This window comes from Nonomuraea fuscirosea (assembly GCF_035917475.1).
Lineage (GTDB): Bacteria > Actinomycetota > Actinomycetes > Streptosporangiales > Streptosporangiaceae > Nonomuraea > Nonomuraea fuscirosea.
This window is the reverse complement of record NZ_CP109074.1, coordinates 1,779,452-1,792,716: the sequence shown is the minus strand read 5'-3', so window position 1 is coordinate 1,792,716 and position 13,265 is coordinate 1,779,452. Positions and strand designations below refer to the sequence as shown.

The following is a 13,265-nucleotide window of genomic DNA, read 5'->3' as shown; positions in this document are numbered from 1 at the left end:
CCAACGGTTATTCGCAGTGACTCTTCGGCACAGCTTACGTCCCCCGGGCCACCTCTAGCCGTCCGGTCGCCGCCGGTCGTGCTCAGTCGTTGTCGACGATGCGCGCGCCCAGGGGCAGGAGGGAGACCGGGATGAGCTTGATGTTGGCCACGCCCATGGGGATGCCGATGATGGAGACGAACAGCGGGATCGAGGTGACGACGTGCCCGATGGCCAGCCAGATGCCGGCCACCACGCACCAGATGATGTTGCCCAGCAGCGAGAAGACGCCCGCGTCGGGGTCGCGCACGACCGTCCGGCCGAACGGCCACAGCGCGTACGCCGCGATCCTGAACGAGGCGATCCCGAACGGGATCGTCACGATGAGGATGCAGCAGATGACGCCGGCCAGGGCGTAGCCCATCGCCAGCCAGACGCCCGCGAACACCAGCCAGATGACGTTGAGGATTGTGCGCATGCTCACAGCATGTCACCGATCATGAGACCGGCGTCATCCGGCGGAACCCTGGCCTCACCCCGACTTGGGCGCCCGGCCCTTGCCAGGGCCGCCGGCGAACGCCTGGGCGATCTCCATCCAGGCCCGCGCCGGGCCGGGGGTGGTCTCCAGGCCGGTGTCCGACAGGTGGATGCGCTGGGTCACGACCAGGCAGAAGTCGAGGATCGTGCCGCGGACGAGGCCGGTGGCCTCCTCCGGCCCCGCCGTCCAGGTGCCGCCGCCCGGCAGGCTCAGCTCCACCCGTACGGGCTCCTCGGGGACGGGCAGCGCGCGTACGGCGAAACTGTAGGGCCGGGCCCTGAACCCGATCGTGGCCACGTGCCTCAGCCGCTCCGTCGGCTCCCTGACCACGCCGAGCGCGTCGGCGACGTCCTGACCGTGCGCCCACGTCTCCATGAGCCGCGCGGTCACGAACGAGGCCGCCGACATAGGCGGCCCGAACCACGGCAGCCGGTCACGGGCGTCCAGCGTCCCGAACACCTCAAGGGAGCGGGCCCTGGAGGCGTCGAACCAGGCGCGCAACTCGCCCGGCGGCATCCCCCGCATCGCCTCGGCCACGTCGTCGACGGAGCCGAACCGGCCGAGCAGCGCCTCGTAGCCGCCCGGGTCGGTGGCGGCGAGCACGGCCGCGTCGTCGAACCAGGCAAGATGGCTCACCTGGTCACGGATCGCCCAGCCCTCGGCGGGGGTGGGCCGCTCCCAGTCGTCGTCCCGCAGGGGCTGGAGCAGTTGTTCGAAGGAGGCGGTCTCGGCGCGCAGGTCGCCGAGCAGCTCGGCCATGAGGTCCATAATGCAAGCGTGATCTGCGAGAGCTGCAAGGACAAGCGTCACGAGGACTGCCGCGGCGGCTCATGGTGCGACTGCCAGCACAAGACCGAGGAGCAGCCTCAGGAGTCGGACCTGGACTGGCCACGTCAGGGGTGAACCATCCCACACTCTGGACCCCGTCTTGGACATCCCGGACAGCCAGAGTAATCTCGAATCATGCCAGCGGACCCCATGCTCGTCGGTCGACGCCACGTCGATCTTCAGCGTGTCCGCAGTGCCATCTGTTGCGACGCCCGCTAACTCACTTGTTTCTCTACCGCTGAGCGCGTCGCACTCTTCCTCTCCAGCCCTGCCCTCGATGACGAGGCCAGGTGGGAACACTGCAGCGCGCCCATGAATCGAAGGACGCGCAATGAGCACCCCTGCCAGCCGCACTCCTGCCAGCCGGCACCACAAACGCCCGCGCGGCGAAGGCCAGTGGGCCCTCGGCTACCGCGAGCCGCTCAACAAGAACGAAGAGAACAAGAAGAACGACGACGGCCTCAACGTCCGCCAACGGATCATCGACATCTACGCCAAGCGGGGCTTCGACTCGATCGACCCGGCCGACCTGCGCGGACGCATGCGCTGGTACGGCCTCTACACCCAGCGCAGGCCCGGCATCGACGGCGGCAAGACCGCCATCCTTGAGCCTGAAGAGCTCGACGACCGCTACTTCATGTTGCGCGTGCGCATCGACGGCGGCCAGCTCGACCTGGCCCAGCTGCGCACGATCGCCGACATCTCCAACGAGTACGCCCGCGGCACCGCCGACATCACCGACCGCCAGAACATCCAGCTGCACTGGATCGAGATCGAGTCGGTGCCCGACATCTGGGAGCGGCTGGAGGCCGTCGGCCTGTCCACCACGGAGGCGTGCGGCGACACACCGCGCGTGATCATGGGGTGCCCGCTCGCCGGGATCGACACCGGCGAGGTGCTCGACGCCTCCGAGCAGATCACGGAGATCTACGACCGGGTCGTCGGCAACCCCGCCTACTCCAACCTGCCGCGCAAGTTCAAGACGGCGCTGAGCGGCTGCCCGGCGCACTGCACGGTGCACGAGATCAACGACGTCGCGTTCGTCGGCGTGGTCAACGAGCGGGGCGAGGCCGGCTTCGACCTGTGGGTCGGCGGCGGGCTGTCCACCAACCCGATGCTGGCCAAGCGGCTCGGCGTGTTCGTCAGCCCGGACAAGGCCGCGGACGTGCACGAGGGCGTCGTCGGGATCTTCCGCGACTACGGCTACCGGCGGCTGCGTCACCGGGCCCGGATCAAGTTCCTGGTCAACGACTGGGGTCCGGAGAAGTTCCGCGACGTCCTGGAGACCGAATACCTCAAGGAGCGGCTGCCCGACGGGCCCGCGCCCGAGCTGCCCCGCGACAACCGGCGCGACCACGTGGGCGTCTACCCGCAGAAGGACGGCAACTTCTACGTCGGCTTCGCGCCCAAAGTGGGCCGGGTCGACGGCGACACCCTGCACCGGATCGCCGACATCGCCGAACGGCACGGCTCCGACCGGGTCCGCACCACCGTCGAGCAGAAGATGGTCGTCCTCGACATCGCGCCCGACCGGGTCGAGTCCGTCGTGGCCGAGCTGGAGGCGGCCGACCTCCAGGTCAACCCGTCCACCTTCCGCCGCCAGACGATGGCCTGCACCGGCATCGAATACTGCAAGCTCGCCATCGTCGAGACCAAGGCCACCGCGATGGACCTGATCGACGAGCTGGAGCGGCGCCTGCCCGACTTCCAGGAGCCGCTGACCATCAACGTCAACGGCTGCCCCAACTCCTGCGCCCGCATCCAGGTGGCCGACATCGGCCTGAAGGGGCAGCTCGTCGTCGACGAGAACGGCGACCAGGTCGAGGGCTACCAGATCCACCTCGGCGGCTCGCTCGGCGTCAACGCCGGGTTCGGCAGGAAGGTCCGCGGCCTCAAGACCACCGCCAAGGCACTGCCCGACTACGTGTCGCGCGTCGTGTCCAACTACGACAGCCAGAAGAAGGAAGGCGAATCGTTCGCCGACTGGGTCCAGCGAGCGGACGAGGCCGACCTGAAATGACCACACGAGCGGTCCCCTTCCACTGCCCCTACTGCGGCGACGAGGACCTTGAGCCCTACCAGGGCGACGGCGGCTGGTACTGCCGCGCCTGCGCTCGTGCCTTCAAGCTGAAATTCCTGGGAATCGGAGTGAAGATATGACGCTGGTCGACATCGAGGTCGGTTTGAGAGAGCAGCGCGACGCGCTCGACCTTCAGGACATCGTCGAGTCCGCCGCGCTGTTCCTGGAGGACGCCCCCGCCCGCGAGATCATCCGCTGGGCGGCGGCCACGTTCGGCGACCGGCTGTGCCTGACCTCCTCGATGAGCGACGCGCTCCTCATCGACCTGGTGAGCAGGGTCAAACCCGGGGTGGACGTGTTGTTCATCGACACCGGCTACCACTTCGCCGAGACGGTCGGCACGCGGGACGCCGTGCGGCAGGTCTATGACGTCAACGTGATCGACGTCAAGCCGTCGCGGACGGTCGAGGAGCAGGACCGCGACCTCGGCCCGCGCCTGTTCGGCCGCAACCCCGACCTGTGCTGCTACCTGCGCAAGGTGGAGCCGCTGAACCGGGCGCTGGAGCCGTACCTGGCCTGGATCTCCGGCATCCGCCGCGACGAGGCGACCAGCAGGACCGACACCAGGGTCGTGGAGTGGGACGCCAAGCGGCAGATGGTGAAGGTCAACCCGATCGCCTCCTGGACGCAGGAGGACGTCGACAACTACATCGCCGACAACGGGGTGCTCATCAACCCGTTGCACTACGACAACTACCCGTCGATCGGCTGCGCCCCGTGCACGCGGCAGGTCGCCGAGGGTGCGGATCCGCGCAGCGGTCGCTGGGCGGGCCTGGGGAAGGTCGAATGCGGCATTCACCTGTGATCCCCAGTGGGGGACCCGTCCCGTTGGCAGGCGGGACGGCCCCCGGCGGCGTGCCACTGGTGGCGGTGGCCCACGGGTCGCGAGACCCGCGCGCCGCCGCCACCGTGGCCGCGTTGCTCGGCCAGGTGCCGCTGGACGTCCGGGTCGCCTATCTCGACCACAGCGCTCCCACGCTCGGCCAGGCGCTGCGCGGCCTGGACCGGGCCGTGGTGCTGCCGCTGCTGCTCACCGAGGCCTACCACAGCCGGGTGGACCTGCCGGCCGCGCTGAACGAGGTGCGCGCCCGCGAGCCGCGCCTGCTCGTCCACTACGGCCGCACGCTCGGGCCGCATCCCGCGCTGCGCCGCGCGCTCGAACGGCGGCTGAGCGAGGCGGGCGTGACCGTGGGCGACCCTGACACGGCGGTGGTGCTGGTCTCGGCGGGTTCCAGCGACGCCAGGGCGAACGGGGTCGTCGCCGCGCTGGCGCGGGGCTGGCGGCGTTCCGGCTGGTGGACCGTCACGGCCGCGTACGCCTCCGCCGCCCGCCCCTCTCCCGCCGAGGCCGTGGCCGCGCTGCGGCGGGCGGGAGCGCCGAGGGTGGTCGTCGCGCCGTACCTGCTGGCTCCCGGTTACTTCGCCGACAAAGTGCGGCGGGAGACGCTGGAGGCGGGCGCCGAGGTGGTGGCGGACGTGCTCGGGCCCGCGCCCGAGCTGGTGGACGTGCTGCTGGAACGGTACGAGGCGGCTCAGCGGCAGCCAGTGCCCCTGGCGGGCTGACTCAGTAGCCTCGGCCCAGGTCGCGGTGGGCGTCGCGGATCTGCCGGTTCAGCTCGCGGGTGTCGGCGCGCAACTGGCGGCTCAGCTCGCGCCAGTCCTCGCCGTGCAGCCGCCGCCAGTGCTCGCGCCAGGCGGTGATGCGGCGCTGCAGCGGCTGGGCGTGCGAGTCGCCGACCACCTTGACGTCACCCATGATCGCGTACGCCTGCACCCGCACCACCGGCACGTTCATGCCGGGAGGCGCCTGGTCGACTTTGACCTTCTTGTCGCCCATGATCGCCATGCCGTCGAGGTCCACGTTCACCCCGTCGGGGACGATGATCTTGACGTCGCCCATCACGGAGACCGCCAGGATCTCCACCCGGTCGGTGCGCACCTCGGCCTCGCGCAGGTCCAGCACGACGTCGCCCATCACCGCGACGGCGCCGAGCTCCTGGTCGATGCGCCACGTGCCGCGCCGCTTGGAGTCGCCCATGACGCCGACGAACCAGCGCCGCTTCCTGCCCTCCGCGGGGGCGGCGGGGACGGGCGCCCGCGTGCCGCCCGCGGGCAGGTCCTGGGTGAGCATGGCCAGCTCGGCGTGGGTGGTGGCGGTGTAGGCCGCCTCCGTCCTGTCCGTCAGCTCGACGAGCGAGAGCCGGCCCTCGACCGAGGCCACCCGGAGCTGCTCGACGACGGCCTCGCGCTCGGCGTCCGACGCGCGGACGTCACCGGGATCAGTCATACTCGCAACATATCGCGTTTCGAGCGCCTTGAAGCTCCTACTTTGGTAGGAAACGCGACATCCAGCGAAGTATGCAGGTTCGGCATCGCGATTGAACCCCGGCGGGGGCCGCGTGCGTACCACGCCATGACACGGGGCCCTGGCTTGGTCCGGGGCGCGGCCGGACCAGGCTAGGGTCCCTGTCATGCATGAGGAACAGCTCTACCGCGCGGCGATGAACGGCGAGATCGAGACCGTCGGCAAGCTGCTCGCCTCCGGCGTCGATCCCAACACGCCCAGCGAGGGCGAGGAGGGCGGGCTGCCGCTGTGCGCGGCCGCCGCCAGGGACCGCACAGAGGTGGCCAGGGCGCTGCTGGAAGCCGGCGCCCAGGTCGACGGCCGGGAGGACGGCGGCTGGACGGCCCTGCTCTGGGCCGCCACCAACGGACAGGCCGCGGTCGCCCAGGTGCTGATCGAGGCGGGCGCCGACGTGGACGTCACCAACGACGACGGCGACACCCCGCTCACCCTGGCCGCCAGGCGGGGCGCGCTGGGCGTGGTGCAGGCGCTGCTGGAGGCCGGGGCCGACCACCAGAAGTACGACGGCGAGGGCGACTCACCGCTGGAGATCGCCGGCGCGTGGGTGGGCGTGCACCTGGAGAGCGCGCTGATGGACCAGTTCGAGCAGGACGACTGGGAATACGTGGTGGCCCGCCAGTACGCCAAGGACGGCACCGAGCTGATCACCGTGGCGGGACGCTCGGCCGACGGCTCCGAGAGCGACCAGGTGCAGGCCCAGCGGGGCCACGCGGCCGTCGCGACGCTCCTGGAGGAGGCGGCGGGCGTCCACACCCCGGTCGAGCGGCTCGTGGCGCGGGCGCTGGCCCACCGCGACATCGACGAGGACGCCGAGACCTGGTGGATCGTGGCCGACACGCTGAACAGGCGGGACGACGAGGAGACGTACGACGCGCTGACCCGGCTGTGCCTGAGCGAGGACGCCAGGGAGCGGGAGTTCGGTGTCGACGCCATCGCCCAGTTCGGGTTCACCGAGGACGGGGAGAAGCCGTACCTCGACCGGACCCTGCCGCTGCTGCAGAAGATGGTCACCACGGAGAGCAACCCGCAGGTGCTGCGCTCGGTGCTCGCCGGGCTGGGGCATCAGGGCGATCCGCGGGCGCTGCCGTACGTGCTCGACGTCATCGGGCGGCCCGGTCACCAGCGCACGATGACCGACCCGATCGCGCTGGCCGACGTGCTGCCGCCGGACGACGAGGAAGCGCTGGCGCTGCTCATCTCGATGACCGAGGACGACGACTCCGAGATCCGCGACTGGGCCACCGCCGGCGTCGCCGGGCTGGCCGCCGACACGCCCGGGATCAGGGAGGCGCTGGCCGCCCGGCTGACCGACACCGACCTGCGCACGGTGGCCGAGGCGACCCGCGGGCTGGCCCTGCGCGGCGACGAACGGGCCGCGCGGGGGGCCGAGCGGGTGCTGGCGGAGAGCGACGACGAGTACGCCAGAGAGCTCGTCACCCGCCCCGCCGGCGAATAAGCCCGGCCGCCGCCGGTACGGCCTGTCAGCGCGCCCCTGGCGCCGCCCGCCCGGTCCTCCACCGGCGAGCCCTGGCGCCGCCTGCCGGGGCCCGTACGGGGGCCGTCGCGTCAGTCGCCGTTGAGCACGCGGACCACCCAGTCGAGGGTCCCCGTGCTCAACGCCTCCTCGGCCAGCCGCTTGCCCGTCGTGGTCGTGAGGGCGGCCAGGGAGCTGTCGATCCACCCCTGCACGTTCTGGTGCCCCTGCTCCCGGTATTCGACGGCCTGGATGAGGCACTCCAGCTTGTCGGCGTCGCGCGCGCAGACGGCCTCCAGGCTGGCCTTCTCCTCGTACTCGCCGACCGCGTCGCCGACCATCTCGGCCACCTCCGCGGGCACGCCCCGCATCTGGTCCGCGGTGACGTCCTCGTTGGAGGGCGGCTTGAGGTAGCGCTTGCCGATGTACGGGATGTCGGTGATGCGGGTTTCCTGCGTGTCGTGGAACAGGCTCATGAACGCGGCCCGCTCCGGGTCGGCCCCTTCGAGCCTGGCGATCACGCTGGCGATGACGGCGGCGCGGAAGGAGTGCTCGGCGATGCTCTCGGGGTCGCGTACGCCCGCCACCAGCCAACCGGTCCGCTTGTAGCGCTTGAGCAGCCCGAACTCGTACAGCAGGCCCGCAAGACCCGTCACTTCGTCCGTCACGAGGACCCCCCTCTCGTCATGGGCCGAGCCTAGACGACGACCTCCACGATCGCCGCGACACGCGTGCTCCCGGCCGGCCTTCGTTCATCCCTCGTCGTCGGCGCCGAAGGGCAGCCAGTCGCCCCAGTCGTCCCGGTCGTCCTTGTCCGGGTTCTCGGGCTTGACCGGCTTGATCGGCCTGACCCGGTCCTCCTTGACCGGCCGCTCGGGCTCCATCCGCACCGGCTCCTCGCGCACGGGCTCCCGGCGTACGGGCTCGCGCCGGTCGACGTGGTGGTGCCTGTTGTGCGACTCGAAGTCGTGGTGGTGGCGGTAGCCGTGGTGGTGGTGATGCCGGTGGCATCTGCCGCCGCACCAGCGGGGACCCCAGTCGCGGCGGCCGCACCAGTGGCCGTACCCGCACAGCACCGGCTTCTCGCCCGAGACCCATCCGACCGCGCTCGGGACCGCGGCCGTGCTCGCGCCGGCGACCCCCTGGCCGACGGGGAGGAGCATGAGTCCGGCGACGGCGCCGGCCGCGGCCAGTGCCGCGATACGCCCGCGGCGCGAGTTATTCGAATAAACGTGCATTTTTTCCGCCCTGGGTAGATCGACCCGGAGTCCTGGAACGCGCATTTCTCGGCGTACTCGGACATGGGTCGGCATACCCAGACGCAGAATCTCCTTTACCTCTACGAACTCCAACAACCCGTCAAATCATCGCCGTTCACCAGGAAGTCGCGATATTCGGAAATCCTGGTTTTGTGGGAAATACGGTAATTGGCGTAGCGGCAATTCGTCCCTTTTGTAGGGTTAAGGGCCGGAAAGGGCGGGGGCCGCATGGAGGATGTCCCTGGCCAGGGGAAGGTCTCCGTCCAGCTCGGCGGGGAACTCCCCCGGATCCCCCCTGCCGCCGAGCAGGAAGCAGAACTTCACCACGTCCGCCGTGATGCGCACGTCCGGTTCGCCCGGTGCCGTGTCGCCGACGCCCAGGGCGACCCGCCACTCGCCGCCACCCTCGCCCGTCAGCGTCACGTGCGCCGTGCGGCCGGTGCCGTCCAGACCGGACAGGAACATCGTGAGAGGCAGCAGGCGGGCGCAGAGGTCGGCCTGGAGGTGGATGTGACCGGCGATGGGGTCGGGCAGCCGGATCTCGGCCATCTGGGCCGCGTCGACCGTGTGGATCCACGTCTCCAGGCTCCTGGCCAGGATGTGGTCGCTCGCCACCACCTCCAGGCCGTCCAGCGTGGTCGGGGTGGCGGGCGGCAGCTCGGCCAGGTGGCGGCAGAGGGCGTCGGCCTGGGCGCGCCAGTCCCGCCTGGTCTGCTCGGGGCTGCGGGCACGTTCGTAGGCCTGGAGGTCGTCCGTCCGGCTCGCCGAGTCGGCCGCGCCGATCGGCGGGCCCAGCACGGGGGCTCCGACAGCGGCGGCCAGCAGGCCGTCCTTGGCGGCCAGGTGGGCGACGAGCTCCTGCAACGTCCAGCCCTCGACGATGACGCGGGACCAGTCGTCCTCCGCGGCCGAGGCCAGCAGGGCGTCCATGGCGGCCACGCGGCCGGCGTACGGCTCGGCCCAGGCGGCGGTGGGGGCCGCGGGCCTGCGCCGGGCCCTGGCCCCGGACAGGAGCTGGGGTCGCAACGAGTGGGCCGGCACCGCCGGGTCCTCCATCATCGCGTCCAGATAGAGACGCTCGACGGGGTCCATCACACCTCTTCCTGCGCGTGCGTGGACGCTGGGCACGTGCGCGGCGGCCCTGCGTCCGTAAGACTGCTTCCCGCGTGCGCGAACACCGGGCTCGCGAACACCGGGCTCGCGTGCGCCGGTCCAGCGTGCGCCGACCGCGCGTGCGGCGGGCCCGCGTCCGGCGTGCCGCTCGCGTGCGCGAACGCCCGCCCGGCGGGCGGCGGCGCGGTGGTCATCACACTTCCTCCTCGGCGAGCGCGTCCGCCAGGCGCCGCAGCGCCAGCCGGATGCGCGATTTGGCCGTGCCCTCCGGCACGCCCAGTTCCTCCCCGACCTGCCGGTAGGTCCTGCCGCCGAAGTACGCCAGCTCGACCGCTTCCCGCAGGCCGTCGGGTAACGACGTGACCGCCTGCCGGACCCGTTCCGCCTCGTCGGCGGCGAGCACGGTGTCCTCCAGCCGCACGGGCTCGCGCTCGAACAGCCGCGGGCCGAGCGCCGAGACCCTCCTGCGCTCCTCGGCGCGTACGTGGTCCACCGCGCGCCGGTGGGCGATCGTGGCCAGCCAGGCGCGCAGCGTGCCCCGCTCCGGGTCGTAGGCCAGCGGGCGCTCCCAGAAGACGAGGAACACCTCCTGTGTGATGTCCTCGGCGATCACCCGGTCCCTGGTGACCCGCAGGGAGAGACCGAAGATCAGCGAGGAGAGCCGATCGTAGACCTCACCCAGAGCGGACTCATCGCCGCCGACCACGCGCTGATGCAGCAGGCGGTCGTCGTACGGTGCCTCCACTGGCACCACACTCCCGTTTGATCCGGACCAAGGCGGCGGGTGCGCCGCGACCCGAGCATGTCATTATTCGCGGCAAATGTGCAGCCGGATGACGGTCGGCGGGCCTGTTTCGCCACGCGATAAGGTCGGAAGTCCATACAGGAGGGAGCACAACGCCATGGCCACCACACGCACCGCGACCACGCAGTGGAAAGGCGCCTTGCTCGACGGTTCGGGCACGGTCTCGCTCGACACCTCGGGAGTCGGCACGTTCGAGGTTTCCTGGCCGTCGAGGGCCGAGGCGGCCAACGGCAAGACCTCGCCGGAGGAGCTGATCGCCGCCGCCCACTCGTCCTGCTTCTCGATGGCGCTGTCCCACGGGCTGGCCGGGGCCGGCACGCCGCCCGAGTCGCTGCGGACGAGTGCCGACGTCACGTTCCAGCCGGGTGAGGGCATCACGGGCATCGTGCTCACGGTGCAGGGTCACGTGCCCGGCCTGACCGCCGAGCAGTTCCAGGAGGCCGCCGAGACGGCCAAGGCCAACTGCCCGGTGAGCAAGGCCCTGGCCGGCACGACGATCACGCTCAAGGCCGAGCTGCTCTAGTCTCCCGTCCGCCACGGAGCCCCTGCCGACGTGGGGTTCCGTGGCCCGGGAGCAGAGCGTTCTCTCCATGACACGACCAAGACCGCTTCAGCGTGCGACAATTGGGCCACATGCGTGAGGTCTGGCCGGGCGAGCCCTATCCACTCGGCGGCACCTGGGATGGCGTGGGCACCAGTTTCTCGGTGTTCTCCGAGGTCGCCGAGCGGGTCGAGCTGTGCCTTTTCCACGATGACGGCTCCGAGGAGCGCGTCGAACTGCCCGAGGTCGACGGGTTCGTCTGGCATGGCTATCTGCCGGGCATCCAGCCGGGCCAGCGCTACGGCTACCGCGTCCACGGGCCCAACGAGCCGTCCCACGGCCACCGGTGCAACCCGGCCAAGCTGCTGCTCGACCCCTACGCCAAGGCCATCGACGGTGAGCTGACCTGGAACCAGGCGCTGTTCCCCTACTACTTCACCGATCCGACCCGGCGTAACACCGAGGACAGCGCGCCCTACATGCCGAAGAACGTGGTGATCAACCCGTTCTTCGAGTGGGGCAACGACCGGTCGCCGCGCATTCCGTACCACGAGACCGTGATCTACGAGGCCCACGTGCGCGGGCTCACCATGCGGCACCCCGACGTGCCGCCCGACCTGCGCGGCACGTACGCCGGCATCGGGCATCCCGCGATCATCGAGCACCTGTTGTCGATCGGGGTCACGGCGGTCGAGCTGATGCCGGTGCACCACTACGTCCCCGAGCACTTCCTGGTGGCGCGCGGGCTGACGAACTACTGGGGCTACAACACCATGGCCTACCTGGCGCCCCACGGCCGCTACTCCAGCTCGGGGACACGGGGGCAGCAGGTGCTGGAGTTCAAGGCCATGGTGCGGGCGCTGCACGAGGCAGGCATCGAGGTCATCCTCGACGTGGTCTACAACCACACGGCCGAGGGCGACCACATGGGGCCCACGCTGGGCTTCAGGGGCATCGACAACGCCGCCTACTACCGGCTGCACGACGGCGACCGGCGCTACTACCTCGACTACACGGGGTGCGGCAACTCGCTCAACGTGCGCTCGCCGCACGCGCTGCAGCTCATCATGGACTCCCTGCGTTACTGGGTGCTGGAGATGCACGTCGACGGGTTCCGCTTCGACCTGGCCTCGGCGCTGGCCAGGGAGTTGCACGACGTCGACCGGCTCAGCGCGTTCTTCGACCTGATCCAGCAGGATCCGGTGATCTCGCAGGTCAAGCTGATCGCCGAGCCGTGGGACGTCGGTCCCGGCGGCTACCAGGTGGGGAACTTCCCGCCCCTGTGGACGGAGTGGAACGGCAAATATCGCGACATCGTACGAGATTTCTGGCGGGGCACTCACTCGGCCCTGCCCGAGTTCGCCTCCCGCCTGACCGGCTCCGCCGACCTGTACGAGTCCTCCGGCCGCCGTCCCGTCGCCTCGATCAACTTCGTCACCTGCCACGACGGCTTCACCCTCGCCGACCTGGTCTCCTACGACCACAAGCACAACGAGGACAACGGCGAGGACAACCGCGACGGCACCAACGACAACCGCTCCTGGAACTGCGGCGCGGAGGGCCCGGTCGAGGACCCGCAGATCGTCACGCTGCGCCGCCGCCAGCGCCGCAACTTCCTGGCCACGCTGTTCCTGTCGCAGGGCGTGCCCATGCTGTCCCACGGCGACGAGATCGGCCGCACCCAGCGCGGCAACAACAACGCCTACTGCCAGGACAACGAGCTGGCCTGGGTGGACTGGTCGATGGTGCGGGCCGAGTCCGACCTGCTCGACTTCGTCCGCGTGCTGTCCAAGCTGCGCCGCGAGCATCCCGTCTTCCAGCGCCGCCGCTTCTTCCACGGCCGCCACCCCGACGACGGCAAGCGGGACCTGGTCTGGCTCACGCCCGGCGGGCGCGAGATGACGGCGAGCGACTGGCACATCAGCTACGCCAAGTCGCTGATGGTCTATCTGAACGGCGAGGCGATCACCGAGCCGGGACCGCGCGGCGAGAAGATCGTCGACGACTCCTTCCTGCTGCTGATCAACGCCCACCACGAGAACATGCCGTTCACGCTGCCGGGCGAGGAGTTCGGCGCGGCGTGGCTGCCGGTGCTCGACACCAACCACGACACGGTGGAGGACGCGTTCCTGGACGAGCGCTGGCTGCCGAACGCCGTGGTGGCCGTCACGGCCCGCTCGCTCCAGGTCCTGCGCCAGCCCCGTCAGTCGAAGCCCTAGCCCAGCCCTGGATCGGCCCTGGATCGGCCCTGGACCAGCCCTTGGCCGGCTCTGGGCTACGGGA

General features: G+C 70.5%; 16 protein-coding genes. 8 read left to right on the top strand and 8 right to left on the bottom strand.

From position 1 onward, the window contains the following. Positions 1-82: 82 nt before the first annotated feature. Together OIE67_RS08040 and OIE67_RS08035 are read right to left on the bottom strand one after the other, a co-directional pair. On the bottom strand, positions 83-457 hold the full coding sequence (locus OIE67_RS08040; RefSeq protein WP_326638154.1) for a YccF domain-containing protein: 375 nt from the start codon (positions 455-457) through the stop codon (positions 83-85). Positions 458-511: 54 nt separating this feature from the next. Further along, on the bottom strand, positions 512-1,285 hold the full coding sequence (locus OIE67_RS08035; RefSeq protein ID WP_326638152.1) for a TIGR03084 family metal-binding protein: 774 nt from the start codon (positions 1,283-1,285) through the stop codon (positions 512-514). Between the two features lie 9 nt (positions 1,286-1,294). On the opposite strand from OIE67_RS08035, the gene OIE67_RS08030 reads away from it, so the two are divergent. The 5 genes from OIE67_RS08030 to OIE67_RS08015 all read left to right on the top strand — a co-directional run bounded on the left by OIE67_RS08030 (position 1,295) and on the right by OIE67_RS08015 (position 4,988). Then, the gene (locus OIE67_RS08030) at positions 1,295-1,420 is read left to right on the top strand and encodes a hypothetical protein (protein ID WP_326638150.1); all 126 of its coding nucleotides are present in this window, start codon (positions 1,295-1,297) and stop codon (positions 1,418-1,420) included. A gap of 60 nt (positions 1,421-1,480) precedes the next feature. After that, a complete protein-coding gene (locus OIE67_RS55385; RefSeq protein WP_311132608.1) occupies positions 1,481-1,564 on the top strand; it encodes a putative leader peptide in 84 nt (27 codons plus the stop codon). Positions 1,565-1,676: 112 nt separating this feature from the next. Continuing rightward, the gene (locus tag OIE67_RS08025; RefSeq protein WP_326638148.1) at positions 1,677-3,365 is read left to right on the top strand and encodes a nitrite/sulfite reductase; all 1,689 of its coding nucleotides are present in this window, start codon (positions 1,677-1,679) and stop codon (positions 3,363-3,365) included. Positions 3,366-3,501: 136 nt separating this feature from the next. Further along, positions 3,502-4,230, top strand: a complete 729-nt coding sequence (locus OIE67_RS08020) for a phosphoadenylyl-sulfate reductase (protein ID WP_106234236.1) — start codon at positions 3,502-3,504, stop codon at positions 4,228-4,230. Beyond that, positions 4,212-4,988, top strand: a complete 777-nt coding sequence (locus OIE67_RS08015; RefSeq protein WP_407674832.1) for a sirohydrochlorin chelatase — start codon at positions 4,212-4,214, stop codon at positions 4,986-4,988. Before OIE67_RS08020 ends, OIE67_RS08015 begins: the two co-directional genes overlap by 19 nt. A 1-nt stretch (position 4,989) precedes the next feature. Here OIE67_RS08015 and OIE67_RS08010 read toward each other — a convergent pair whose 3' ends face one another. Then, positions 4,990-5,712, bottom strand: coding sequence for a DUF1707 SHOCT-like domain-containing protein (locus OIE67_RS08010; RefSeq protein WP_106234232.1), 723 nt, complete (start codon positions 5,710-5,712; stop codon positions 4,990-4,992). A 184-nt stretch (positions 5,713-5,896) separates the two neighbouring features. Here OIE67_RS08010 and OIE67_RS08005 point away from each other — a divergent pair, with 184 nt between their 5' ends. Next, on the top strand, positions 5,897-7,246 hold the full coding sequence (locus tag OIE67_RS08005) for an ankyrin repeat domain-containing protein (protein ID WP_326638143.1): 1,350 nt from the start codon (positions 5,897-5,899) through the stop codon (positions 7,244-7,246). Between the two features lie 110 nt (positions 7,247-7,356). On the opposite strand, the gene OIE67_RS08000 is transcribed toward OIE67_RS08005, so the two are convergent. The 5 genes from OIE67_RS08000 to OIE67_RS07980 all read right to left on the bottom strand — a co-directional run bounded on the left by OIE67_RS08000 (position 7,357) and on the right by OIE67_RS07980 (position 10,387). Further along, positions 7,357-7,932, bottom strand: a complete 576-nt coding sequence (locus OIE67_RS08000) for an HD domain-containing protein (protein WP_106234231.1) — start codon at positions 7,930-7,932, stop codon at positions 7,357-7,359. A gap of 84 nt (positions 7,933-8,016) precedes the next feature. Beyond that, positions 8,017-8,502, bottom strand: a complete 486-nt coding sequence (locus tag OIE67_RS07995) for a hypothetical protein (protein ID WP_326638140.1) — start codon at positions 8,500-8,502, stop codon at positions 8,017-8,019. Between the two features lie 222 nt (positions 8,503-8,724). Further along, positions 8,725-9,615, bottom strand: a complete 891-nt coding sequence (locus OIE67_RS07990) for a maleylpyruvate isomerase family mycothiol-dependent enzyme (RefSeq protein WP_326638138.1) — start codon at positions 9,613-9,615, stop codon at positions 8,725-8,727. Next, a complete protein-coding gene (locus OIE67_RS07985) occupies positions 9,615-9,833 on the bottom strand; it encodes a hypothetical protein (protein ID WP_326638136.1) in 219 nt (72 codons plus the stop codon). Before OIE67_RS07985 ends, OIE67_RS07990 begins: the two co-directional genes overlap by 1 nt. Further along, a complete protein-coding gene (locus tag OIE67_RS07980) occupies positions 9,830-10,387 on the bottom strand; it encodes a sigma-70 family RNA polymerase sigma factor (RefSeq protein ID WP_219911586.1) in 558 nt (185 codons plus the stop codon). Before OIE67_RS07980 ends, OIE67_RS07985 begins: the two co-directional genes overlap by 4 nt. 151 nt (positions 10,388-10,538) lie before the next feature. On the opposite strand from OIE67_RS07980, the gene OIE67_RS07975 reads away from it, so the two are divergent. Further along, complete coding sequence (locus tag OIE67_RS07975; protein ID WP_106234224.1) at positions 10,539-10,964, top strand: OsmC family protein; 426 nt, start codon at positions 10,539-10,541, stop codon at positions 10,962-10,964. A gap of 110 nt (positions 10,965-11,074) precedes the next feature. Then, entirely contained in the window at positions 11,075-13,201 is a 2,127-nt protein-coding gene (gene glgX / locus OIE67_RS07970) for a glycogen debranching protein GlgX (protein WP_106234222.1), read from the top strand. The last annotated feature ends 64 nt before the right edge of the window (positions 13,202-13,265 follow it).

Bases quoted from the DNA above. Each gene is read 5' to 3' on its own strand.
- OIE67_RS08025 (WP_326638148.1), top strand. From the start codon at position 1,677: ATGAGCACCCCTGCCAGCCGCACTCCTGCCAGCCGGCACCACAAACGC.
- OIE67_RS07975 (WP_106234224.1), top strand. From the start codon at position 10,539: ATGGCCACCACACGCACCGCGACCACGCAGTGGAAAGGCGCCTTGCTC.
- OIE67_RS08005 (WP_326638143.1), top strand. From the start codon at position 5,897: ATGCATGAGGAACAGCTCTACCGCGCGGCGATGAACGGCGAGATCGAG.
- OIE67_RS08040 (WP_326638154.1), bottom strand. From the start codon at position 457: ATGCGCACAATCCTCAACGTCATCTGGCTGGTGTTCGCGGGCGTCTGG.
- OIE67_RS07990 (WP_326638138.1), bottom strand. From the start codon at position 9,615: ATGGACCCCGTCGAGCGTCTCTATCTGGACGCGATGATGGAGGACCCG.
- OIE67_RS08035 (WP_326638152.1), bottom strand. From the start codon at position 1,285: ATGGACCTCATGGCCGAGCTGCTCGGCGACCTGCGCGCCGAGACCGCC.
- OIE67_RS08010 (WP_106234232.1), bottom strand. From the start codon at position 5,712: ATGACTGATCCCGGTGACGTCCGCGCGTCGGACGCCGAGCGCGAGGCC.
- OIE67_RS08020 (WP_106234236.1), top strand. From the start codon at position 3,502: ATGACGCTGGTCGACATCGAGGTCGGTTTGAGAGAGCAGCGCGACGCG.
- OIE67_RS08015 (WP_407674832.1), top strand. From the start codon at position 4,212: ATGCGGCATTCACCTGTGATCCCCAGTGGGGGACCCGTCCCGTTGGCA.
- OIE67_RS07995 (WP_326638140.1), bottom strand. From the start codon at position 8,502: ATGCACGTTTATTCGAATAACTCGCGCCGCGGGCGTATCGCGGCACTG.
- OIE67_RS55385 (WP_311132608.1), top strand. From the start codon at position 1,481: ATGCCAGCGGACCCCATGCTCGTCGGTCGACGCCACGTCGATCTTCAG.
- glgX (WP_106234222.1), top strand. From the start codon at position 11,075: ATGCGTGAGGTCTGGCCGGGCGAGCCCTATCCACTCGGCGGCACCTGG.